Below are 21,610 nucleotides of genomic sequence, written 5' to 3'. Positions count from 1 at the left end.
GCTATGTCGTCGCAATCTCTTCAACAGGCTTGGCAGATTCACCAGTCCGGTGACGTGGCACGTGCTGAGGCCATCTATCGCCGCGTGATTGATCAGACGCCCAAGAATGCGGACGCTTGGGTCTATCTGGGGATTGCGTTGTTTGATCAGCGCCAGTTCACTGAGTCCGTAGATGCCTATCGCCGGGCGATCAAGATCAAGCGAGTTTATCCAATCGCTTGGAACAATCTTGGCAATTCGCTTCGCATGGCAGGCGATATTGACGAGGCGGATCGTTGTCTGCAGACGTCGTTGGACCAAGATCCGAACTATTTGTCGGCGCTGAAGAATCGCGGCACGCTGTGGATTTGGACCGGTGACATCGAGCGGGGACTGCTGTGGTACCAGCGCGGTCTCGAAGTCGATCCCGACAACGCTGAACTGCACCGTAACCTTGGGGTTATCGAGCTGCTGAGGGGCAACTATGACGCCGGATGGCCGCACTACCGGTGGCGATGGCGAATGCCCGGTTTGGCCCGGCCGCAATCACTGGCGCCGGTCTGGGGTGGGCAGTCGCTGGCCGGCAGAACCGTGCTGTTGTATCCCGAACAAGGGCTCGGTGATGCGATCCACTTTGTTCGAGTCGCCCGAACGATGGTCGATCGTGGCGCGACGGTGATTCTGCAGTGCGCCGCAAAACTGTTCCCGCTGTTTTCGTCGACGGTGAACACCTTGGGTGTGTCTCGCTTGATTGCGGACACGGATGTTGCGCCCCCGGTCGACTATCAGGTCTCGATGATCGAAGCGGTCGATGTGCTGTACCAGATTGATGGCCGCGTCGACTACCGCAGCGACTTGGTCGCACCGAACAGCGGTTACTTGGGCGTGTCGAACGAGTTGGTCCAGTACTGGAAGAAATGGTTGGCGGCCAACACGACCGGTCGTTGCATCGGCATCAATTGGCAGGGCAATCCACAGCACCATGCCGATGTCTATCGAAGCGTGCCGCTATCGATCTTGGAACCATTGTCAAAGATCGAAGGTGTCACGCTGGTTAATCTGCAGTTCGGGTTCGGTGCCGAGCAGTTAGATACGTGCAGTTTTGGCGATCGTATCGTGCGATTGCCCGATCATGTTGATGTGACCGAAGGTGCGTTCACGGACACGGCTGCGATCCTTGCTAGTCTGGACCGCGTGATCACATCGGACACGGCGATTGCTCACTTGGCCGGCGCAGTTGGTGCTGATGTGACGACGATCCTGGGCCGAGTGCCGGATTGGCGATGGCTGCAAACCGGTGTCACGACGCCGTGGTATCCGACGATGAAGTTGGTTCGCCAGCAACAACTGGGCAGTTGGGATAATGTCGTGGCCGAATTGCACGACAGCCTGGCCCTCGGGTAGCAGAACTCGACAAGCCCTTGACGACTTTTCGCTACGAGATGTCTGTTTCGGCCATGTCTCGTGCGTGGTAGCTGCTTCGCACGAATGGGCCACTGGCGACCTTTTTGAATCCCATGGCTTTGGCGAGTTCGCCGATTTCGTCAAACTCTTCGGGCGGAACGAACCGCACAACGGGCAAGTACTTTTCGCCGGGCTGCAGGTACTGGCCAAGCGTCAAGAAATCAACGTCGTGCTCGCGAAGATCAGCCAGTGCCTCAAGCAGTTCACCGCGTTCCTCGCCGAGTCCCAGCATCAGGCCGCTTTTGGTTTTCACGTTTGGATTGTATTTCTTGACTTGTTTCATCATGTCCAGCGTCCAGCGGTAATCGCTCTTGGGGCCACGGACACGGCGGTAGAGTCGCGGGACGGTTTCCATATTGTGGTTGAACACGTCCGGAGCCGCGTCGATGACGATTTTCAGAGCGTCTTTGCAGTGAACAAAGTCTGGAGTCAGGACTTCGGTCGATGCGCCCGTTCGCTCGCGGACGGCAACGATACAGTCGGCAAAGTGCTGGGCACCTCCGTCGGGTAGGTCGTCGCGAGTCACGCTGGTGATGACAACGTGTTTTAGGCCCAGTCGCGAGGCAGCTTCGGCGACCCGAGCCGGTTCATCCGCCTCGGGCAACTGCGGCGGTCGTCCACGCATGACCGAGCAGAACCCACAGGGACGGGTACAAACGTTACCCAAAATCATGAAGGTGGCGGTCTGCTGGCTGTAGCATTCCATCCGATTGGGGCACTTAGCGTTCTCGCAGACAGTTTCCAGCTTTAATTCCGTCAGCAATTCTGACGTCATGTGGTTGGCGTTGCTCTTGGGAATCGGCCGTTTGAGCCAACGGGGCAACCGCCCAGTCGCGCTCGTTTGGGCGCCTTCGGGCATTTCGGGTTCGGCGATGACGGGTAAGCGAAAGGCCATGGAAAGACGACAAATGAGTGGAAACGTGCGGGCGAGAATGAACCAAACCGGTCTACCGAACGCATTGTAGTGCGAATGTCCGTTCGTAAAGAGGCGACGCTCGACTTTCGGCCCGATCGTCTCGGTTGAGTCGTTGCGGCTGCACTCGTTGTGGTTAAAAACACCTTCGGCCTCTACAATCGCAACGCTATGCCTAAAAAGAATAAGACCACATCGACTAGCAAAGCGGGGGGCGGCAAAAAAAAGGCCGAACCCGGGTTCAAGCTCGTGTCCGACAACCGCAAAGCCAAGCACCGCTACGAGATCGTAGATTCGGTGGAATGTGGCATGATGTTGATGGGCAGCGAGGTCAAGTCGATGCGAGACGGCAAGCTTTCGATCGACGAAGCCTACATTCGCGTTCGCAATAACGAACTGTGGCTGATCGGTGCGGACATTGCCCACTACCGTAACGCAGGGATGTGGAACCACGATCCGCGGCGACCTCGAAAGCTGCTTGTTCATGCTCGCGAGTACGACAGCTTTGCCGGAAAGGCCCATGAGCGCGGCCTGACCTTGATTCCGCTGCGTGTCTATTTCAACGAACGCGGCATCGCCAAATGCGTGATGGGGTTGGTCAAGGGCAAGAAGCTGCACGACAAACGCGAAACGATCAAGAAACGTGAAACCGACCGTGGCCTGCAACGCGCAATGAGACGCCGATGAGCAATCTGTTAGAGATCACTGACGCGGTGAAGTCGTTCCCGCAACCGGGCGGCGGTCGGCTGACGGTGCTGGATGTGCCAAAGCTAAGTCTTGCCGAAGGCGAACAGGTCGCGTTGGTCGGGACCAGTGGCGGCGGCAAGACGACGCTGTTGCACTTGATCGCCGGATTGTTGACGCCGGATTCCGGATCGATCAAGTTGGCCGGTACTGAACTGACGCGGCTGAGCGAACAAGGACGCGACCTCTTTCGCGCTTCGACGATTGGTTATGTCTTTCAAACCTTCAATTTGTTGCCGGCGTTCACGGCGCTTGAAAACGTCAAGCTTGGAATGACATTTGGGCGTGGCGGACACGATACGGCTCGAGCAAAAGACTTGCTCGACAAGGTTGGGTTGGCAGACCGTGCCAACTATCGTCCGAACCAACTAAGCGTCGGGCAGCAACAGCGTGTTGCGATCGCCCGGTCACTGGCTGGTCGGCCGCGGCTATTGTTGGCTGACGAACCGACGGCCAACGTGGATCCTGTTAGCGCCGAAAGTGTTTTAGAGTTGATTCGCTCGTCATGCCGCGGCGAAAACGTGGCGATGTTGATGGTCACGCACGACATGGACATCGCATCAAAGTTCGACCGCATCGAGCGACTCGAAAATATCAATCGCGCATTCGCACCGTCTGTTTAACCTATGTCACTTTTTCAAATTGCTTGGCGAAATTTTTGGCATCGATCGTTGTCGAGTGTGCTGACGACTTTGTCGCTGGCGCTAGGCGTCGGGTTGGTCGTGTTGGTGTTGTCGATCTACGGCGTCATCCACGAGGCGTTCACTCGCAACTCGTACGTTGGCTACAACTTGGTGGTCGGACCAAAGGGCAGCCCGCTTCAATTGACGCTCAACAGTGTCTTCTACTTGAGCCAACCGATCGAGAATCTGCCGTACACCGAGTACATGGAGTTCTTTGACCAAGAGACTCGCGCGTCGATGGTCGAGAAATTTGGCGGTGATCCGGCATTGGCCGATCGCGGCGGTCGATATGCACCGTTCGTTTCCGGTGGGTTTGCGATTCCGTTGGCCTTGGGTGATTACTTTGGCGAATTTCGGGTCGTGGGAACGACGCCAGAGTTCTTTGAAAAGCTGCGTCATGGTGAAAACCTTGATCAAGAGTTCACGTTTCGCGATGGGCGGGCGCTGAAAGATTACTCCGACGAATACGGTTACTTCGAAGCCGTCGTCGGTGCTCGTGTTGCCAAGGATATGAACGTTGGCGTTGGTGATACCTTCAACCCGACTCACGGCGATCCGACCGGTCACGGTCATGATCTCGGCTTCACAATCGTCGGCGTTATGGATTCGACCGGCACCCCGAACGATCGCGCGGCATTCGTCAATCTGGAAGGTTTTTACCTGATGGACGGTCACGCCAAGCCGATTGAAGCAAGCGAAGAAGAGGCGGACGCAGGAGAATTGGACGCAGATGCGGTTGCTGATGCTGTTCCCGCGACCAATCCGGGGGAGTTCAAGCTACTGTCAATTCCTCAGCGTGAGGTCACGTCGATCTTGGTTCGCAACGGCAATGTCATGTTTGCACCGGGAATGCAAAATGCGATCAACGAAGGCATCCGAAGTCAGGCGGCCGCGCCAGTGGGCGAGATCAATAAGTTGATGAACTTGATCGTGGGGCCGTTGATGTCAGCGATGTTGGCGATCACGTTGATCACGTGTTTCGTAGCAGCGGTGGGTGTGCTGGTGGCGATCTACAATTCGATGAACGACCGTCGCCGAGATATTGCGGTGATGCGGGCTCTCGGTGCACGGCGCGAAACCGTGACAGCGATCATCGTTGCCGAAAGCTTGATCGTTGCGGTGATCGGCGGCATCTTGGGCTGGGTGTTTGCTCATGCGGCCATCGCAATGGCCAGTGGCCGGATCGAAGATCAAACCGGCATTCAAGTTGGCTTCTTTAGCACCAGCGGATATGAGCTTTATATCTTGCCAGTCGTGATCGGTCTGGCATTGTTCGCTGCACTGCTGCCCGCATGGTCGGCGTATCGTACCGATGTGGGAAGTAACTTGTCGGCGTAGCCTATCGCTCGCGCAAGCGATCCTTTCCTCTCCTCACGCAACAAAAGTGGCGCCGCGGTTTCTTGCGACGCCACATTTCTTTGACGGCGATTAGTTATCGGCAGCGTTTAGCGAAGGGCCTGGTCACTACACATTCGTAACCACGTCCGCCGAATCGGCGATGTTGACCCAGACGTGGACGTGCGGTGCACCACGGTAATGCCACACGAACGATGGGCCTTCGAGACGCCAGTTGTCCCAGACGCCGTCTTTGCCGAGGTCGTTGTCGGTATAGAACGAAAGCTTGCATGCATCCAAGCCGCCTTGCGTCTTTAAACACTGCATCGCTTCGTCTTGATCCGATGGACGATACATTTCGACCATCGTGGCGAGAACCTTTTGCAAGTTTTCGCGTTGGTCGGACGACATCTCTGTGACCGGCAGTCCCGTGATGTCACTGCTCTTACCACGGAATTCGACTGCCTGTTCGCGCGGCGTCTTGGCGACCTGTGATTGCTTTTGTTGCCGGCCGTCAAGCATCTTGTACAAGTCGTTTGCAGCGACCGCTTGGTGCCAAAACACATTGTCGGTGTGGTTCGGGTTTTCGTCGAATTCGGGAGCGTGTCCGTAGAACACTGGACCGCCAAACGCAACGTGGTCAGCCGAGTTTCCATCGCACCGAATCGTCATGTGGCGACCGGTGATGACCATCTCGAACTTTTCACCTGATCCATCGGGACTTGGTTTGCCGAAAATCGCAATCGATTGTTCGTTGCCAAAACCGCCCGCGTCGTCGTTGAGTTGTTGATAGTAGCGGTCGTGCCAATCAGGGTGAATGATTGACTTAAAAACTTGTTCGATCAAGTCGCGTTGCTGGTCGCTGTAGAAGTCGTCGTTGATTTCCGGTTCGGTGATATTCCAGTTGTTGGCGACGAAGGTTCTTAGCAAGCCTCGCTTCTTGTCGACGTGGTTCCAATCGAAACAGACTTCTTTTTTCTGTTTCGCGTCAAGCGTTTGGAAAAGCTGGCCGACCAGCGTTTCAGCGCTCGTTGATGTCGTCGCCGCGTCGGCCCGCAGTGGCAGGTTTGTTAGGCCGCTGCCGAGAACAGTACCGGCGGCGAGAGACGCGGCAGTGTTTTCAAGAAACGTGCGACGGTTGATAGATGGTGACTGACTCATAGCCAAGAAATCCTACGATGGGGTGGGGTGGATAGCGCTCCATCGAAGAATTGTACCCGACCGTCCGGGGGCGAGTCGAAAGAATTAGGCCGTTTCGATTGCCACCGATTGGCTGGTGCTACTTTCCAGGCGATAGCGATCACCTTTTGGGCCGGCCAGGGTTTGCAGGTGCGGGCGGCGTACCATTTGCAGGCTTTGCTGGTGTCCTGGATCGGACCGTGCGATGACTTGGCGATCCGCGTTGGTTCCAAAAGCTCGAAGTCGGCGAAGCAATTCGGGGGATGCTGGCCGCGTTGAGCTTTCCGCACGGGCAGCGACCACGGTCAAGTCTTCGCTCATTTTCAACAATCGCCGCAGGTCCTCGAGTCGCAGGTCTTCATCCGCTTCTTGGATGAAAATTAAGTCGCCGGTCGATCGTTCAAGACCCGTTTGCCCGGCTGCTTCCATTCCTCGCGGACGAGAATGTCGCAGTACTCGAACTCGCGAGAATCGGGTGCACAGTTGGTCAAGGATTCTCGGCGTTGCGTCGCTGCTGCCATCGTCGACGATCACGATTTCGGCGCCGCCAATACCTAGTTCCGCCAGGGCGACCAGGACTTTTTCGAGACGCCGTTCGATACGATCTTGCCCGTTTCGTACCGGCAGCACGATCGAAAGTTTGTTAGGTGGCGTCATGAAGGCGTGCTCTGGCGGGAGATCGAGATAGATCTTTCAAACCATCGTCGCAACGCGGCGACAAACTTGACCTCCGCGCGCCGATTTTGGTTTGTCCTAGTCGTTCCGTTGGTAACGATTGGACTTACAATGGTGTGCAGATTTGAACTGATGCACCGCAACCGACTGAATTGAACCAATGGCATTGATCCCCGACTTTTCCAAGGGCCAACCGTGTGACGGCACGACGGGCGTGTTGCCTGCGATCGCGCAAGATGCAACCAGTGGACGTGTGCTGATGATGGCGTGGATGGACCAGGTCGCGTGGGACGAAACTTTGTCGACCGGACAAGCTGTCTATTTTAGCCGCAGTCGTGGCAAGCTTTGGCGTAAGGGCGAAACCAGCGGTCACCGTCAACGTGTGACAGAGATTCGCATTGACTGCGATGCCGACACCGTCTTGTTGCAGGTCGAGCAAGTCGGCGCCGCTTGTCACGAAGGGTTCCAGAGTTGTTTCTTTCGTGTCGTGGATCAGCAAGGCGACGCGACCATCGTGGACACTCGCTTGGTCGATCCTGAATCGGTCTATGGAAAAAAATAAACTAGGTGTTCGCTTGACCCTTGATGGTCCGCTGGGCGACATCCCAAGCTTCGGCGAGATGAGTCGCATAACCATCGGGCGAAAGCAACGTGCGGTCGACATCCGCATTGGCATCGGCTTCGATCTCGATCATCCAACCGTCGCCATAGGGAGCCGCGTTGATGACCGATGGATCGGCCAGCGCCGCTTCATTGATCGCAACCAGCTTGCCTGATAGTGGTGAAAACAAATCGCTTTCGGCTTTCTTGCTCTCGATCGAACCAATGTGGGCACGCGATGCGACCGGTGCCGACGGTTCGATCAGCCAGTCCAGAAAGTAGACGTCTTGCAGCAGGCGCACAGCATACGCAGTCAAACCAAAACGAAAACGTCCTGGCGCGACTTCCATCGCCCACATGTGGTTTTTGGCGTACCGTCGATCGCGAGGAAACTCGGCCGTGAATTCGCCCATCGCGAATTCAAACGAGCCTTCACTCGGGGAACCCGTGTCGCTCAAGTGTACCGAACCCCTTGATGTTCGGGCTCGAAGAACGCCGGCAGCAACGAATCGACTCGCAACAGTCCCTCCGTCGTCAAGCGAATCTCGTCGCCATCGATCGTGACCAGTTCGTCTTTGACATAGCCGTCCCAAACGTCACGCCATTGATGCAGGATGTCGACGCCGAACTTGTTCGCGAAGTAGTCGGTTTTCAAATAGCCGCGTTTGAGCAACAGGATCATCTCGCGGACAAGTTTCTGGTGCTCGGTAGGCACGAAGCCACGGCCCAGCGGAAGTTCCCCCGACTCGACCGTGCTGAGGTATTTCTCAAGCTCGGCAACATTTTGGTAATGCACACCACTGGCGTGTCCAAAACTGGCAATGCCGGTGGCCAGCAGGTCGGCGCCTTGCCAGAGGTTGTCACGGTAACTGAAATTCACCTTCGATGGATCTTTGACGACCGTGTAGGCGCTGCTGACGCTGTAGCCATGCTTGCCGAATTCTTCGAACGCGTACTGGACCCAGTCACGTTTGGTTTGCCAATCTGCGACTGGGCTTTCGACTTGGTTGCCAAGCATGTCTTTGCTGTAGACGGTGTTGAATGGCAGTTCCATTTGGTAGATCGTGACGCTTTCGGGTGATAGTTCCAGCGTTTTGACGACGTTCTGTTTCCAGTTGTCCCAAGTCTCGCCGACCATGCCCGAGATCAAGTCGATGTTGACATTAGGGATCTTGGCGTCAGTGATCCACTGCCACGCGTTGTAGACTTGCTTGGACAAGTGAGCGCGGCCGTTTTCTTCGAGGATTTTGTCGTCAAAGTTTTCAATGCCTAGACTTAGTCTTGTCACGCCCAACACGTCGCGTAGCGTTTTGACTTTCGTTTCGCTTAGAGTCCCAGGTTCGCATTCGAAAGTAACTTCTTCGGCGCCGTCCCAAGTGATATGTTCGCGCAGTCGATCGGCAAGCTTGGTCAGTTGCTTTGGCGACAAAAAGCTTGGTGTGCCACCGCCAAAGTAGACAAACCGAAACGGCCGTCCCTTCATGACTTCCAGTTCGCTGACCATCGAAATTTCGTTGCACAACGCATCGACATAGCGTTGGACTTCGGCCGCTTTCACGTCGGTGAAAACTTTAAAGTAACAAAACTTGCAGCGTTTGCGGCAAAACGGAATGTGCAAGTACAACCCAAGCGGTGTGTCCTCGCGAGGTGCGCTGTGCAGTGCCTCTTGGACCCGCGGCAATTCATCTTTGTTCCACTGGCTGTACGGCGGATAGTTCGAGATGAAGTAGCTGCCGACTTCGGTTTTCTTTGGGTTGGCGGCTGAAGACATGGCAATGGCTTGGGAGGGGGGAGGGGGGCGGACAAAGCGGCGACGGTGGGGCGGATAAACCAGAAAACATCACTCTAGTTTCCGGCAAAGCATCTTACCACGCCATCTTCGTCGGTAATGAAAAGCATGTGGTTGGCGATCGCGGGAGCCGCCAGGAACGAGCCGCGGATTTCGTAGCTCCATTTTTCGTTGGTTCCGTCGGCCAGCGACAATCGCACCAAACGACCATCCGTGGCGGCGATGAAAACGTCGTTGCCAGCGATCACGGGTGAGGCATCGGCGCGGCGTTTGAGCGAGTGGCGCCAAACCCGTTTTCCGGTCTCGATCGAGATTGCGTCGACCTGTTTACGCTGGCTGCTAAGGATGACCAGCTTTTCACCGACCGCGGCGCTGCTGCGATATTCCTGTTGCAGTTCATCGTCTTCGTATCGCCAGAGCTGTTTGGCGTTCTTCCAGTCAAACGCAAACACCGCTCCGTCCATGATCGGCAGGAAAGCTTTGTCGCCGCGAACCGCTGCGGTGCTGCCGGTGGGGCCGTCGAGCGGCAGAGGTTCGCCGATCGCCTTTCCTGTATTCAGGTCGACAATGTGCAATCGTCCGTCGCATCCGCCAAGAAAGGTGCGGTCGCCCGCGACGGTCGGGCTGCATCGAATTTGGTCGTCGGTTTGGTAGGTCCACTGCGGGGCACCGTCATCAAGTCGAAAGCAATACAGTTTCCCATCCTGGCTGGTGACGAGGACTTGGTCGCCAAAGAATGCCGCCGCGCCACTGATTTCGCCCTCGGTCTGCTGCTTCCAAATCTCTTTTCCGGTTGCGGCGTCAATCGCGTACAGGTTGCCATCGATGTCGCCCACCACCAACTTCGATCCCGATACTGCCGGCGCGGCGATGAAGCCAGTGTCGTAGTCGTGGGACCACACTTCTTTTCCGCTGGATTGATCGACCGCGTAAAGTTTGCCCATCACATCGCCAAAGAAAACTTTGCCGCCGGCGATGACCGGAGTGACTTCGATGGCTTCGTCCGCTTTGAATTCCCAGCGAACCTTCAGGTCGTCGGGGACGTCCATCGTGGTTGACCCGGTCGATTGCGCGTCACCGCGAGGCAGCGGCCAGTCGTTCGAGTTGTTGGTTTCAGCCGCGATGGACGGGATCGCCATCGTTACGGCAAGGAATGCGGCCGATAAACCGACCATGCGGACAGAGGGTCGGAACATTCGGGCGTTAGCAGTCAATCGGGGCATCAGCAATGTCGTCCGAAGTCGCAGAGAGTCGCGTGGATGTAGACGGTGGAAGCATTCTGCGAGCGGACAAAAAGACCCCCGCTCGCAAGGTAGGCAGCGTCTATTATAGGCTCTTTGTCGATTCGCCGTTTCGTTAACTTTATCAGCACCGTTTTATGATTTGTGTCACTCTCGGACGTGCCCGCCATACTCGGATGATCGCCGAGCATCAGTATTTGGTTGAACAGGGCGCCGAACTCGTCGAATTACGACTCGATTACATCGGTCGGGCGGTCAGTCTGAAGCGATTGATCGACAATCGGCCTGGCCCAGTGGTTGTCACAGTGCGCCGCCGGAACGACGGTGGCCGGTGGATGAAGACCGAAGAAGAACGGATGACGCTGCTGCGCAGTGCGATCGCCGCCGGTGTCGAGTACGTCGACATCGAAGCCGACGTCGCCTCTCAGATTCCTCGGTACGGCCAGACCAAGCGAATCATCAGCTTCCACCGGTTCGAAGATACGCCGGATAACTTGGAAGAACTTCACGCCGCAATGGCCGAAGAGGACGCTGATATCGTTAAGATCGCGACGATGGCGACTTCGTTCAGCGATAATTTGCGGATGATGAAGTTGGTCAAGGAAGCGAAAGTGCCGACGATCGGGATCTGCATGGGCGAGACCGGCATGATCACGCGAATCATGGCCAATCGTTTAGGTTCGCCGTTCACCTATGCTTCGTTTAGCAAAGAGAAGAAGGTGGCGCCGGGATTGTTGGAATGGAAAGAGATGAAAAATCTCTACCGATATGACCAAATCAACGACGACACCGCTCTGTTCGGAGTCGTGGCGGATCCCGTCGCGCACAGCCACAGCCCACTGATTCACAACAAGGCGTTCGAAGACCAGAAAATCAACGCGCGTTACTTACCGTTTCGGATCACCCGAGACGACTTGTATAACTTTATCAGGCACTGCGAAGAACTTGGCGTGCATGGCCTAAGTGTCACCATTCCGCACAAAGAATCGGCGCTGCATGAATGCACGCAAGCGGAATCGAGTGTGACGGGCATCGGCGCGGTCAACACGATGATTTTCGACGGCAAAGACGTGCTTGGTTACAACACCGATTATCGCGCGGCGATGGACTGTATCGAAGAAGCGTTCAAAATCGACAAGAAACTGGACCGCCCAATGCAAGGCAAAACGGCGCTGGTGATGGGTGCCGGCGGCGTGTCGCGAGCAATCGCGTGGGGGTTGCGACAACGTCACTGCGAAGTGTTGATCACGTCTCGGACCATGGAAAAATCCCAGTTGTTGGCTTCCGAACTCGGTTGCCGTGCCATCGAGTGGTCCGATCGGCACGAGCAACGGATTCACTTGCTGGTTAACGGAACACCGGTCGGCATGCACCCCGATGTCGACAGCTCGCCATTCGAGTCGGGATCGATGAACCAGTTCATGGTTGTGTTTGACACGGTTTATAACCCAGAGAACACGATGCTGATCAAATACGCCAAACGGGCCCAATGCCGAGTCATTACTGGTATCGATATGTTTGTCCGGCAGGCAGCGTATCAGTACAAATTATTCACTGGCAATGATGCGCCGGTCAGACTGATGCGTGACACGATCAAACAAGCGACCAATCCGGTTCAATTGAATGATTAGCATCTAACTAAACTTAAAATAACGAGAGGTGCGAACTTTGGATTCAACCGAATTGGACAATGCGGTGTCAGGCAATTCCGAAACGACAGGGGCTCAGCAATCGGCGGCCGAAGTACCGATGCCATCTGAGATTTCCGTTCGCCAGGCGACTCCCGCTGATGCGGAGACGATTCACGCGCTAATGCGACCCTATGTGATGCAGCGATTGTTGTTGGCACGGACCGAAGCCGAAGTGATCGAGTTGACACGGCATGGGTTTGTGGCAATTCGAATGGAAGATCAACGCGAAGTTCAGTTGGTTGGGTTTTCCGCGATCGAAATCTACAGTCCCAAATTGGCCGAGTTGCAATGCTTGGCTGTCCATCACCAATATCAGGGCAGCGGCGTCGGTCGGTCACTGGTTCGGCATTGTGTCGAGCGAGCAAAGAGCTTGAACGTGATGGAAGTGATGGCGATCAGTTCGTCAGAGAAGTTCTTGCAGGGCTGCGGCTTCGATTTCTCGCTTCCTGATCAAAAGAAAGCACTGTTTTGCCAATTGCGTCCGCGACCCAAAGAGTAGTCGGCATTACGGCTGGTCGCGGCGATCCGGTGGTTCACCGTCTTCGTTTTCCAGTTCATCGTTGCCGTCTTCGTCGTCGTCGTCTTCGTCTTCGTCTTCGGCCTGATTCAGATCGGAATCGGGGCCGGGCATTGGCAACTTGATTTCGGGGTCTCGCAGCCACACCGGCACAACCAGGATCGCGGCGGCCCAGACGAGGATCGTCCAAGGTCCGCCGTTGAATCCGCTCGGCCACCATGTTTGGACCAACAGCCATCGCCAAGCGATCAGTTGCATCGTCAACGCGATCGGCATCGCCAGCGCGAACGCGCCCAGTCCGTCAGTGCCGATTCGCTTGGGCGAGCGAAAAATTCCGCGAAGGGGAATCGCGATCAACGTCGCAATCACGGTCACCGCAGGAACCGATTGCCAGCCTACCAGCAGCGATGGCACGGCAACGATCGCAATCACGTCGATCAATCGGCGCGTTGATTTTCCCAGGGGATCGGCTTTGGGATCCGCCGATGGACAGAAGGCTCGGGCCAGAGAACGACCGATCAAAGCAGCGGCCGCCAACGACGTCAGCACTCGAACGCCTGCGTTGACATACAGGCTTAGTCCCGTCCAAGTTTCTGCGGTCGTAGCGGCGTTCTGCCAAGGAACAATCATCAGCATCGGGAACACCAACATCGCGATCACGATCGTTCCCAAGCCGGTGAAGACCAAGCGATTGGGAAGCGGGTTTCGGTCCAGTCGTACCAGTCCCATCGCCCATGCAAAAGCAACCGCAAACACATGGAACAGCAGGATCACCAACACCGGACCGTCGATGATCGGTGCCCACAAGGGACCGCCGTGCGAATGGACTGGTTGGCCAGGCAACGACAGTCGGTAGAGCTGGCCAATGGAGACAAGCGTCAGCGACATTCCGACGGCCGCTTCGACGATTGGATAACGCGGCGAGATCGGCAGTCGGCAAGTACGGCAGCGGCCACCGAGTGCCAGCCAACCGAACACCGGGAAATTATCGCGAGCTCGCAGACGGTTTTTGCATCGTGGACAGTACGAGCGGCCGTTGACGCCCTCGCCGCGAGGCATTCGCCAAGCAACCACGTTCAGAAAGCTGCCGATCGACGATCCAACCCAGAAACTCCAAAACGCAACCACCACATCGATCGCCCGCGGGATCCACAAATCGTTGGGTTCGTAATAACTGTGATGGAGAGCTTGCCACCACGACAGACCAAACACATACGCGACGATTGCCAAGATGACGGCAATCACCGTCAACAAGAACGCCGTTTGGATTGGAAATCGCCAGCGACGCAAAATGAGCTTTCAAGCGAGAGGAGAGGAAATCGATTGGCAAGCTTACCGGGCTCGCGGATTCAAATCCTAACCGAGACTGATTCGGTCGGACAATTCACTCAGGTAACTAACTCGGCCAATTCGTCAGCAACGGCTTCCCCACCCGCGCGCGCGATTCGTTAGAATGGGCAACGCAGGTTCCTATCGGATCGGGCACCCGACGCCACCAATAATAGTATTCATGACCGGCACTCCCCATATCCTGATTGTCGACGACAGCCCGACCCAGCTCTACCAGATGCAAATTGTGCTGGAGCAAGATGGGTTCGTGGTTCGTACCGCTGAAAATGCGGAAGCGGCATTGGTTGCGATTGCCGCGGAGATGCCTCTGTTGGTCGTGACCGATTTGGAAATGCCTGGGATGAGCGGGTTGGAACTTGTCGAAACCTTGCACTACAGCCAACCGGGACTGCCGTTGGTGCTGACAACCAGCGAGGGCAGTGAAGATGTTGCAGCCGAAGCACTACGGCGTGGCGCATCAAGCTATGTGCCCAAACGGATCATATCGACCACGCTTTGTCCGGTGATCCGGCAAGTATTGTCCGTCAATCAGGCCGCGCAATCGGTTCGCGAAGTCGCTCAATACGCCGTTGAATGCACGTTGAAATTGAAACTCAGCAACGATGAAACGCTGGTCCCCAGCGTGATCGCTCGGTTGGAGTTGCCGGTCGTTGAACTGGGACTGTTCGACGATGGTGAACGAATGCAAGTCGCGATGGCCCTGGACGAAGCTCTCGTCAACGCGATCGTCCACGGCAATCTCGAAGTGTCTTCGGAACTGCGTCAAATCGACGACGGCCAGCCCTACGTCGACATGATCGCGCATCGGAAAACGATCGAGCCCTATAAGGACCGAAAGCTGCATGTCTATCTTCATGCGACTTCCGACCAGGTCACCTTCACGATCCGAGACGAAGGAAACGGGTTCAGTTGTGCCGATCTGCGCGATCCAACGAATCCCGAAAACTTGGAACGTGCAGGCGGTCGGGGCCTATTGTTGATCCATGCCTTTATGGACGAAGTTCGGCACAATGACGAAGGCAACGAAATCACGATGATCAAACGCAAGAAAACCGACGAAGAGAAGGCCGCCGAAGCTGCCGCCGCCGACGATTAGTTCGCCAGGGGAAATGCCGTCCCATGCCGCCCAAACGCCCTGTTTTCAGCAGTGTCCACTCGCCCCTGGGCAAAAGTGTCGCCGAAAACGGATGCTTGGAGCCGCCGCAATGTGGGTACTCGAGCGCGAATTAGCAACCAATCGCGATAAAAGGCCTTGCCCAATCGGGCCAGTCTCGATAAATTCCCCGATTCTTCGCTGGACGTCCCCTACGGGCTTCGTCTGCCGAAGCGACGAACCAATTCCGAATCGAACGCTAAAAATAAGTCATTTCCGTGGTCGCTCAACCAACCTTCATCGCAAAACCTGACCAAGTCGTTAAGCAATGGCACCACGTTGATGCAACCGACGAAGTGCTCGGTCGCTTGGCCAGCGATATAGCGGTTGTTTTGATGGGCAAGCATCGCCCGCAATACACCCCGAACACTGATTGCGGCGATTTCGTGATCGTCACGAATGCTGAAAAGATCGCGATGACCGGTCGCAAAATGGACGCCCGCCACTACACGTGGTACACCGGATACACCGGTCTGCGTCTTGAAAGCTATGGCGACCGCCGTGATCGTAAGCCAGAAGACTTGCTCTTCCACGCTGTTCGTCGGATGTTGCCGAAGAACAAGTTGGCTTACCAAATGATTAAGAAGCTGAAAATCTACGCGGGTCCGGAACATCCTCACACCGCGCAAATGCCTCAAGAATTGAATCGTACTAGCAAGAAGGTCTAATCCGGCCGACTGTTACTGTGAGCAGGCGTTGCCGGATGGCTTCGTCAACCAAGATTCAGATTACCCACATCTCCCAATCCCTCATTTAATAAACGCTCGAATCTATGATCGCTGTCAAAAAGGACAAAATCAACGGAGACGCTCTCGGCACAGGTCGCCGTAAAAGCAGTGTTGCTCGCGTTCGCGTGCGTGCTGGCAGCGGAAAGATTACCGTCAACACTCTCCCGATCGAGCAGTATTTCGCGAACGAGCAAGATCGAGTCTCGATCATGCAAACGCTTGACGCCGCTGAGCATGCGGACAAAGTTGACGTCGTCGTTCGTGTCAGTGGTGGCGGAATGACCGGCCAAAGCGGTGCGATTCGGATGGGATTGGCTCGTGCCTTGTGCAGTTTCGACGAAACTTTGCATGATCCGATGCGTGAAGGCAGCTTCCTGACGCGAGATTCTCGCATGAAGGAACGAAAGAAACCCGGTCTTCGTGGTGCACGCCGCGGCGTCCAGTTCAGCAAGCGTTAATCGCGTTCCGCTGCTTGTGGCAATTTTCCCGACTGCTGGTCAGTCGGGATTTTTCGGTCGCGGAGCGATCGGCCACTTTCTCGCCTCTCTGCGAGATCCGGCAAGGAATTTGCATAGTTATTCCTGTCGTGGGCATTGGGGCTGCCATTTTTGGCAGCGTTCGCCTATTCTTTGGGTACTCGTGGGTCAGTGATGCTGGCCATTCTCGCGAGTTTCGATCGCATCGGCATGTTCGCCGAAGCAACCATTTACGAGTTCGAGGATAGATTTTGGGAAAGAAAGAAGATGCCTTCGAGGTTGAAGGCACGGTAACACAAGCACTTGCGAATACTCGTTTTCGGGTCCAATTGGAAACCGGTAGCGAAGTATTGGCGCACGTCGCAGGACGCATGCGCAAGCACTTTATCCGTATCGTGCCGGGCGACAAGGTTCGCGTTGAACTGTCCCCGTATGATTTGACCAAAGGTCGGATCACCTACCGAGAACGGTAGTCACGGTCCGCATCGGGCAGGGAAGTTTGTGTTTCCTTGTCGATGCGTCGATCGATTTCTAAATGGGGTGTGCTCGCCTCGCTGGGCGGCTGTTCCTGCTCGGGCGACCGACTGAACGTCTCTGTATTGCAAGCGAGGCTGGCAGTGTCGTTGACCCCTGATACGCGGCTGGCGTGGTGCCGAGCTATGAAAATCAGAATGTCGCGATTGCCCAATTCTTTGTAACCCGCGAAACTTAACGCGTCGCCGTCGGGTAATGGTTAGTGTCGGCGATTGTGTGTCATTCGAATGAATTCGGTGAATGGTTTCGTTCACCGCTGAATAATCTCCTCCCCCTCTCTTAGGATTTTGGAACAATGGGTTTGTGGAATCAAACATCACGGCAAGGTTGGATTGCCAAGTCGTTTACCGCAGCAGCTACCGGCTGGGTCGCCTGTCTGGCGATCGCGGTGTCGCCAATGGCTGTGTCGCCCGTTTTGGGTCAAGAGAAGCTGCAATTGGATAACGCACCTGCGGCGACGGACAATGCAACCGAACCAGTCTTGGTGCTGACGCTCGGCTCGATCAACAAGTTGATGCGAGATGTGAACTACCTGTCCAGCTTGGGCGGCCAGCCACAGGTTGGCGGCATGTTCACAATGATCGCGGGGACCTACACGCAGGGCATCGATATGGACATGCCCGTTGGCGTGTTAGTGCCACTGGTTGATGGCGTTCCCCAGCCGATCGCAGTCTTGCCGTCCGCTGACGTGAAGACCGTTTTGAAGCGGCTAGAAGCTCAAACCGGACCTGCGGACGAGTTAGACGACGGCACGTTGGTCATCGCGCTGGGGCCGAACACGGTTTACATTCGCCAACTTGGTGCTTGGGCCGTGATGGCACAGCGAAAGGACTTGTTGGATCTCGCACCTGCCGATCCAACCGCGTTGTTTGCTGGGTTGGGGAACGACTTTGACCTGGCATTTCGATTGCAAATGCAACAAGTGCCAGCTGCGACTCGCGGCATGTTGGTCGCCCAAATTCGCCAAGGATTTGAGCAAGCGATGGAAAAGCAGGACGGCGCGGATGCCGAATCTGCACGTGAAATGGCCGACAGCACGATGAAGCAGCTTGAGCAGTTCATCAACGAAACTGACACCTTGATGTTCGGTATCAACGTTGACGAACCCGGCAAACAAGTCGTCATCGATACATCGTTCACCGCGGTCGCCGGGTCAACTTTGGCTGCGATTTACGGTGGCCAGCAACCGATTCCTTCACAGTTTGCGTCAGTCATCCGTTCGGACGCCGCCGCCTACTACCACGCCGCCACGTCGATTAGCCCCGAAGCCGTCGAGCAGACGCGGATGACGCTCAAGAGCACTCTGAAGTCGCTCGGTGGAGCGCTCGAAAACGAAGACAACCTTTCAGCCACTCAACGAGATGACATCCGAGCGATGATTGACCGGGTGGTAGAGTTAGCGATGTCGTCGATCGAAGAAGGCCGCGCCGATGTCGGAACATTGTTGATGGCCGATCAGAACGATTTCCGTTTCGTGTTTGGCTCGTTCGTCGCAGACGGCAACGAAGCTGCTCAGATCGTCAAAGACTTGGCTGCCAAAATCGAGAACGAAAAGGGTGCGCCTCGGTTCACGTTCGACGTCAGCACGTACAAAGACGTCAACATGCACTTGGTCGAAGCCGACGTTCCAGCCAGCGAAGACGAAGCTCGCCGAGTCTTTGGCGAAACGTTGCGAGTGCACGTCGGAACCGGTCCGAAAGCAGTTTACTTGGCAGTTGGTAACAACAGCGAGGCGTTGTTGAAAGAGTTGATCGACAGCAGCACGCTTGATCAGGGTGCCGATCGTCCGGTCGGACAGTTGAAGTTCACGTTGTTGCCGATTCTTCAGTACGCCAATTCGGTAGAGTCCAATGCGGCAATTTCGGCGATGATCGACGCGCTTGGCAGTGCGGCTGATCAGGGGATCGCAACCATCGTACAAAATAGCGTCGAAAACGGTCAGGCGTCGGTTATCAAGATTGGCGAAGGCCTGATCAAAGCGATTGCGGCGGCAGCGATGCAAAGCCAAGGTCGCCAAAATCAATTCTAGTCGGACTCGTAGGCGAATGCCTATCGAAGCTGCGTCGGCCGTAGCGAGTTTTGATGAGTGGTGTTGGACCCGTTAGATTGTGTCCGTCCTGACTCGTTGAGGCTCGCTACGGCCTGTTTTTTGGAATCGTCGTAATTGGAGCGTTGGGGAAGGTTAATTCGGATGTTGAAGAAATTTCTGGTCGGTATCGCATTGATCGTAGCTGGCGTTGTGGTTTGGCGGTTCACGCAAACTTCGACAGCGGGATCGTCGACGGGACCGCTAACCGTGTATGTGCGAAGCGATGCACCGGAGTCCGACAATCCGGCCGTGCAATCGCCCGGTATTGACGATGTCTTGAAAATGGCCAGCGACGCGTTGCTGGCGATGGAAACCAACTTGGATGACTATACCGCTCGTTTCGTCAAGCAAGAACGCGATGCAAGCGGAGTCCTAGGCGAGCCCGCCGAAATTTCAATCCGCGCTCAGACCCGGTTCGGAGGTGACGAAAACCAGTCGCCTCGGCGGATCTATCTGCGTTTCGAATCTCCGGCCTCTTTGCAAGGACGCGAGGTGATTTGGGCCGAAGACTTATACGATGGGAAAATGGCGGTCCACGAAGTTGGCATGATTTTAGGATTGAAAACGATCTGGCTGGATCCGACCGGAATGATCGCGATGCAAGGGCAACGCTATCCGATCAGCGAAATTGGCTTGGTGAAGCTGGTTGAAAAACTGATCGAGCGAGGCGAGCAGGATCGCAATAACCCCAATGTCGAAGTTGCGATCAAAGACGGCCATCTGTTTGATGAAGTTGATTGTCAGTTGATCCAGGTCCGTCGCCGTGAACCCAGCGACAGCGAAGACGATTTTTCCGTCGCCGAGATTGTCGTCGATCCACAACGCCAACTGATTCTCAGTTACCGCAGCTTTGGTTGGCCCGAACAATTGGGTGACGAGCCGCCGCTTTTAGAGTCGTACGCTTATCACGATTTGAAAACGAATGTGGGCCTGACCGAGACTGACTTTGACACCAAGAACTCGAACTATGGTTTTCCGCTGTTTTGATCGAGTATCATGGAGGTTGATTCGGCCGTTCGGCCGTCTGTCCTTTTTCGAACTTCTTTACACTCGTACACTCCAAGACATCATGGATCGACGTAATTTTATTCACGGTGCAACTGCCGCGGCGGCGACTGTTGCCGCGATTCAATCGCGAGCCTATGCGGACGAAAAATCAAGGCCACGCCGAGTTGGGCTGATCGGGTGTGGTTGGTACGGCAAGTGCGACCTGCTTCAGTTGATGAATGTTGAGCCAGTGGAAGTGGTTTCGCTGTGCGATGTCGACACGGACATGCTTAACCAAGCAGCGGATTTGATCGCTTCGCGGCAAGCATCCAAGACGAGGCCGCGAACCTACGCCAACTATCAAAATATGCTGGCCGAAAAGGACTTGGACATCGTCTTGATCGCGACACCCGATCACTGGCACGCGTTGCCAATGATTGCCGCAGTCGAAGCCGGCGCGGACGTTTATGTTCAGAAGCCGACCGGATGCGATGTGCTGGAAAGCAAAGCGATGTTGGATGCCGCTCGGCGAACCGGTCGCGTCGTCCAAGTCGGAACCCAGCGGCGCAGTACGCCTCATTTGATCGATGCAAAGAATCAGGTCGTCGAGGCAGGATTGCTCGGTGACATCGCGCACGCCGAAGTGTGTTGCTATTACCACATGCGGTCCAATAAGAATCCGCCCGATTCGGCGCCGCCGAAGAATCTGGACTATGACGCTTGGACTGGTCCAGCACCGATGCGTCCCTACAACGAATTGGTTCATCCGCGTTCGTGGCGAGCGTTCATGGAATACGGCAACGGTATCGTTGGTGACATGTGCGTTCACATGTTAGACATGGTCCGCTGGCAATTGGGACTGGGTTGGCCAAAGCACATCGCCAGCAGTGGCGGTATTTTGGTGGACACGAAATCGAAGGCCAACATTTCCGATACGCAAACGGCGACCTTTGACTTCGATGACTTGGATGTCGTTTGGACACACCGCAGTTGGGGTGACGCGCCGGACCCGCAGTATCCGTGGGCGGGAATCATTTACGGTACGAAGGGGACGCTTAAGTTGAGCGTCAATCGATTCGATTTTATTCCCCGAGGCGGCGGCCAAAAGCTTCAGGGCGAGGCATTGATCGAGCTGGACAAATACCCGACCGATGCCAGCGACAAAGAAAAGTGGAACTTGGAACTGCATGTCGCATCGGCAATTCGCGGGCACATGCGTGACTTCTTGGCTGCGATCGATTCTCGTAGCAATCCGATCGCCGACATCGAACAAGGCCACATCAGCAGCGCGTCGTGCATCATGGCAAATGTGTCGTCGGCGTTGGGCCGATCGATCGAGTTCGACCCAGCAACTCACACGGCTGTCGGTGACGCCGAAGCTAGCTCCATGCTCCGGCGCGAGTATCGAAAACCGTACATCCATCCAGCAACCGTTTGAGATTGTGATTCTGTTCGCTCACCTTCAACATGATCGAGTCGTCTT

The 21,610-nt window shown here is 55.7% G+C and carries 21 protein-coding genes; 14 read left to right on the top strand and 7 right to left on the bottom strand.

Annotated elements, in window-relative coordinates; genetic code table 11:
- The first annotated feature begins 3 nt into the window (after positions 1 to 3).
- Positions 4 to 1,383, top strand: a complete 1,380-nt coding sequence (locus tag Poly59_RS02450) for a tetratricopeptide repeat protein (RefSeq protein ID WP_146532474.1) — start codon at positions 4 to 6, stop codon at positions 1,381 to 1,383.
- A gap of 31 nt (positions 1,384 to 1,414) precedes the next feature.
- Here the strand turns inward: Poly59_RS02450 and lipA are convergent, their stop codons facing one another.
- The gene (gene lipA / locus Poly59_RS02445) at positions 1,415 to 2,338 is read right to left on the bottom strand and encodes a lipoyl synthase (RefSeq protein WP_146532473.1); all 924 of its coding nucleotides are present in this window, start codon (positions 2,336 to 2,338) and stop codon (positions 1,415 to 1,417) included.
- 189 nt (positions 2,339 to 2,527) lie between these two features.
- Between lipA and smpB the strand changes: the two genes are divergently transcribed.
- The 3 genes from smpB to Poly59_RS02430 are packed head-to-tail and all read left to right on the top strand — an operon-like array spanning position 2,528 to position 5,121.
- A complete protein-coding gene (smpB, locus tag Poly59_RS02440) occupies positions 2,528 to 3,043 on the top strand; it encodes an SsrA-binding protein SmpB (RefSeq protein WP_146532472.1) in 516 nt (171 codons plus the stop codon).
- Positions 3,040 to 3,723, top strand: coding sequence for an ABC transporter ATP-binding protein (locus Poly59_RS02435; protein ID WP_146532471.1), 684 nt, complete (start codon positions 3,040 to 3,042; stop codon positions 3,721 to 3,723). Before smpB ends, Poly59_RS02435 begins: the two co-directional genes overlap by 4 nt.
- Positions 3,724 to 3,726: 3 nt before the next feature.
- Positions 3,727 to 5,121, top strand: a complete 1,395-nt coding sequence (locus Poly59_RS02430) for an ABC transporter permease (protein WP_146532470.1) — start codon at positions 3,727 to 3,729, stop codon at positions 5,119 to 5,121.
- 126 nt (positions 5,122 to 5,247) lie between these two features.
- Here Poly59_RS02430 and Poly59_RS02425 read toward each other — a convergent pair whose 3' ends face one another.
- Together Poly59_RS02425 and Poly59_RS02420 are read right to left on the bottom strand one after the other, a co-directional pair.
- Positions 5,248 to 6,279: a DUF3500 domain-containing protein gene (locus tag Poly59_RS02425; RefSeq protein WP_146532469.1), complete on the bottom strand. Its 1,032-nt coding sequence runs from the start codon at positions 6,277 to 6,279 to the stop codon at positions 5,248 to 5,250.
- Between the two features lie 84 nt (positions 6,280 to 6,363).
- Positions 6,364 to 6,954: a glycosyltransferase family 2 protein gene (locus Poly59_RS02420; RefSeq protein ID WP_146532468.1), complete on the bottom strand. Its 591-nt coding sequence runs from the start codon at positions 6,952 to 6,954 to the stop codon at positions 6,364 to 6,366.
- Positions 6,955 to 7,132: 178 nt separating this feature from the next.
- Between Poly59_RS02420 and hisI the strand changes: the two genes are divergently transcribed.
- Complete coding sequence (hisI, locus tag Poly59_RS02415) at positions 7,133 to 7,534, top strand: phosphoribosyl-AMP cyclohydrolase (RefSeq protein ID WP_146532467.1); 402 nt, start codon at positions 7,133 to 7,135, stop codon at positions 7,532 to 7,534.
- Between the two features lies 1 nt (position 7,535).
- Here the strand turns inward: hisI and Poly59_RS02410 are convergent, their stop codons facing one another.
- The 3 genes from Poly59_RS02410 to Poly59_RS02400 all read right to left on the bottom strand — a co-directional run bounded on the left by Poly59_RS02410 (position 7,536) and on the right by Poly59_RS02400 (position 10,584).
- Entirely contained in the window at positions 7,536 to 8,030 is a 495-nt protein-coding gene (locus Poly59_RS02410; protein ID WP_390621416.1) for a glycine cleavage system protein H, read from the bottom strand.
- On the bottom strand, positions 8,027 to 9,343 hold the full coding sequence (locus Poly59_RS02405) for a coproporphyrinogen-III oxidase family protein (RefSeq protein ID WP_146532465.1): 1,317 nt from the start codon (positions 9,341 to 9,343) through the stop codon (positions 8,027 to 8,029). The genes Poly59_RS02410 and Poly59_RS02405 overlap by 4 nt, the downstream gene beginning before the upstream one ends.
- Positions 9,344 to 9,417: 74 nt before the next feature.
- On the bottom strand, positions 9,418 to 10,584 hold the full coding sequence (locus Poly59_RS02400; protein ID WP_146532464.1) for an outer membrane protein assembly factor BamB family protein: 1,167 nt from the start codon (positions 10,582 to 10,584) through the stop codon (positions 9,418 to 9,420).
- A gap of 155 nt (positions 10,585 to 10,739) precedes the next feature.
- Between Poly59_RS02400 and aroE the strand changes: the two genes are divergently transcribed.
- Positions 10,740 to 12,233, top strand: coding sequence for a shikimate dehydrogenase (aroE, locus tag Poly59_RS02395; RefSeq protein WP_146532463.1), 1,494 nt, complete (start codon positions 10,740 to 10,742; stop codon positions 12,231 to 12,233).
- A gap of 118 nt (positions 12,234 to 12,351) precedes the next feature.
- Entirely contained in the window at positions 12,352 to 12,792 is a 441-nt protein-coding gene (locus Poly59_RS02390) for a GNAT family N-acetyltransferase (protein WP_146533206.1), read from the top strand.
- 6 nt (positions 12,793 to 12,798) lie between these two features.
- Here the strand turns inward: Poly59_RS02390 and Poly59_RS02385 are convergent, their stop codons facing one another.
- Positions 12,799 to 14,100, bottom strand: a complete 1,302-nt coding sequence (locus Poly59_RS02385) for a prepilin peptidase (protein ID WP_222436028.1) — start codon at positions 14,098 to 14,100, stop codon at positions 12,799 to 12,801.
- A gap of 220 nt (positions 14,101 to 14,320) precedes the next feature.
- On the opposite strand from Poly59_RS02385, the gene Poly59_RS02380 reads away from it, so the two are divergent.
- The 7 genes from Poly59_RS02380 to Poly59_RS02350 all read left to right on the top strand — a co-directional run bounded on the left by Poly59_RS02380 (position 14,321) and on the right by Poly59_RS02350 (position 21,565).
- Positions 14,321 to 15,256 (top strand): ATP-binding response regulator, encoded by a 936-nt coding sequence (locus tag Poly59_RS02380; RefSeq protein WP_186775969.1) that lies wholly within the window; start codon positions 14,321 to 14,323, stop codon positions 15,254 to 15,256.
- 296 nt (positions 15,257 to 15,552) lie between these two features.
- The gene (gene rplM, locus Poly59_RS02375; RefSeq protein ID WP_456238988.1) at positions 15,553 to 15,981 is read left to right on the top strand and encodes a 50S ribosomal protein L13; all 429 of its coding nucleotides are present in this window, start codon (positions 15,553 to 15,555) and stop codon (positions 15,979 to 15,981) included.
- 104 nt (positions 15,982 to 16,085) lie between these two features.
- On the top strand, positions 16,086 to 16,499 hold the full coding sequence (rpsI, locus tag Poly59_RS02370; protein ID WP_146532460.1) for a 30S ribosomal protein S9: 414 nt from the start codon (positions 16,086 to 16,088) through the stop codon (positions 16,497 to 16,499).
- Positions 16,500 to 16,768: 269 nt separating this feature from the next.
- Positions 16,769 to 16,990, top strand: a complete 222-nt coding sequence (infA, locus tag Poly59_RS02365; RefSeq protein WP_146532459.1) for a translation initiation factor IF-1 — start codon at positions 16,769 to 16,771, stop codon at positions 16,988 to 16,990.
- Positions 16,991 to 17,346: 356 nt separating this feature from the next.
- On the top strand, positions 17,347 to 19,080 hold the full coding sequence (locus tag Poly59_RS02360; RefSeq protein ID WP_246151323.1) for a hypothetical protein: 1,734 nt from the start codon (positions 17,347 to 17,349) through the stop codon (positions 19,078 to 19,080).
- A gap of 162 nt (positions 19,081 to 19,242) precedes the next feature.
- On the top strand, positions 19,243 to 20,127 hold the full coding sequence (locus tag Poly59_RS02355) for a DUF1571 domain-containing protein (protein ID WP_146532458.1): 885 nt from the start codon (positions 19,243 to 19,245) through the stop codon (positions 20,125 to 20,127).
- An 82-nt stretch (positions 20,128 to 20,209) separates the two neighbouring features.
- Positions 20,210 to 21,565: a Gfo/Idh/MocA family protein gene (locus Poly59_RS02350; protein ID WP_146532457.1), complete on the top strand. Its 1,356-nt coding sequence runs from the start codon at positions 20,210 to 20,212 to the stop codon at positions 21,563 to 21,565.
- Positions 21,566 to 21,610: the final 45 nt, after the last annotated feature.

The organism is Rubripirellula reticaptiva, from assembly GCF_007860175.1.
In the GTDB taxonomy this organism is placed as follows: Bacteria; Planctomycetota; Planctomycetia; order Pirellulales; family Pirellulaceae; genus Rubripirellula; species Rubripirellula reticaptiva.
The sequence above is the reverse complement of the archived record's forward strand: the minus strand, read 5'-3'. Positions and strand labels throughout refer to the sequence as shown.

Excerpts from the sequence above, each read along its gene's own strand:
- hisI (WP_146532467.1), top strand. The coding sequence starts at position 7,133 with ATGGCATTGATCCCCGACTTTTCCAAGGGCCAACCGTGTGACGGCACG.
- rpsI (WP_146532460.1), top strand. The coding sequence starts at position 16,086 with ATGATCGCTGTCAAAAAGGACAAAATCAACGGAGACGCTCTCGGCACA.
- Poly59_RS02435 (WP_146532471.1), top strand. The coding sequence starts at position 3,040 with ATGAGCAATCTGTTAGAGATCACTGACGCGGTGAAGTCGTTCCCGCAA.
- Poly59_RS02430 (WP_146532470.1), top strand. The coding sequence starts at position 3,727 with ATGTCACTTTTTCAAATTGCTTGGCGAAATTTTTGGCATCGATCGTTG.
- Poly59_RS02425 (WP_146532469.1), bottom strand. The coding sequence starts at position 6,279 with ATGAGTCAGTCACCATCTATCAACCGTCGCACGTTTCTTGAAAACACT.
- Poly59_RS02355 (WP_146532458.1), top strand. The coding sequence starts at position 19,243 with ATGTTGAAGAAATTTCTGGTCGGTATCGCATTGATCGTAGCTGGCGTT.
- smpB (WP_146532472.1), top strand. The coding sequence starts at position 2,528 with ATGCCTAAAAAGAATAAGACCACATCGACTAGCAAAGCGGGGGGCGGC.
- aroE (WP_146532463.1), top strand. The coding sequence starts at position 10,740 with ATGATTTGTGTCACTCTCGGACGTGCCCGCCATACTCGGATGATCGCC.
- lipA (WP_146532473.1), bottom strand. The coding sequence starts at position 2,338 with ATGGCCTTTCGCTTACCCGTCATCGCCGAACCCGAAATGCCCGAAGGC.
- Poly59_RS02380 (WP_186775969.1), top strand. The coding sequence starts at position 14,321 with ATGACCGGCACTCCCCATATCCTGATTGTCGACGACAGCCCGACCCAG.
- Poly59_RS02350 (WP_146532457.1), top strand. The coding sequence starts at position 20,210 with ATGGATCGACGTAATTTTATTCACGGTGCAACTGCCGCGGCGGCGACT.
- Poly59_RS02405 (WP_146532465.1), bottom strand. The coding sequence starts at position 9,343 with ATGTCTTCAGCCGCCAACCCAAAGAAAACCGAAGTCGGCAGCTACTTC.
- Poly59_RS02390 (WP_146533206.1), top strand. The coding sequence starts at position 12,352 with ATGCCATCTGAGATTTCCGTTCGCCAGGCGACTCCCGCTGATGCGGAG.
- Poly59_RS02420 (WP_146532468.1), bottom strand. The coding sequence starts at position 6,954 with ATGACGCCACCTAACAAACTTTCGATCGTGCTGCCGGTACGAAACGGG.
- Poly59_RS02450 (WP_146532474.1), top strand. The coding sequence starts at position 4 with ATGTCGTCGCAATCTCTTCAACAGGCTTGGCAGATTCACCAGTCCGGT.
- Poly59_RS02400 (WP_146532464.1), bottom strand. The coding sequence starts at position 10,584 with ATGCCCCGATTGACTGCTAACGCCCGAATGTTCCGACCCTCTGTCCGC.
- Poly59_RS02360 (WP_246151323.1), top strand. The coding sequence starts at position 17,347 with ATGGGTTTGTGGAATCAAACATCACGGCAAGGTTGGATTGCCAAGTCG.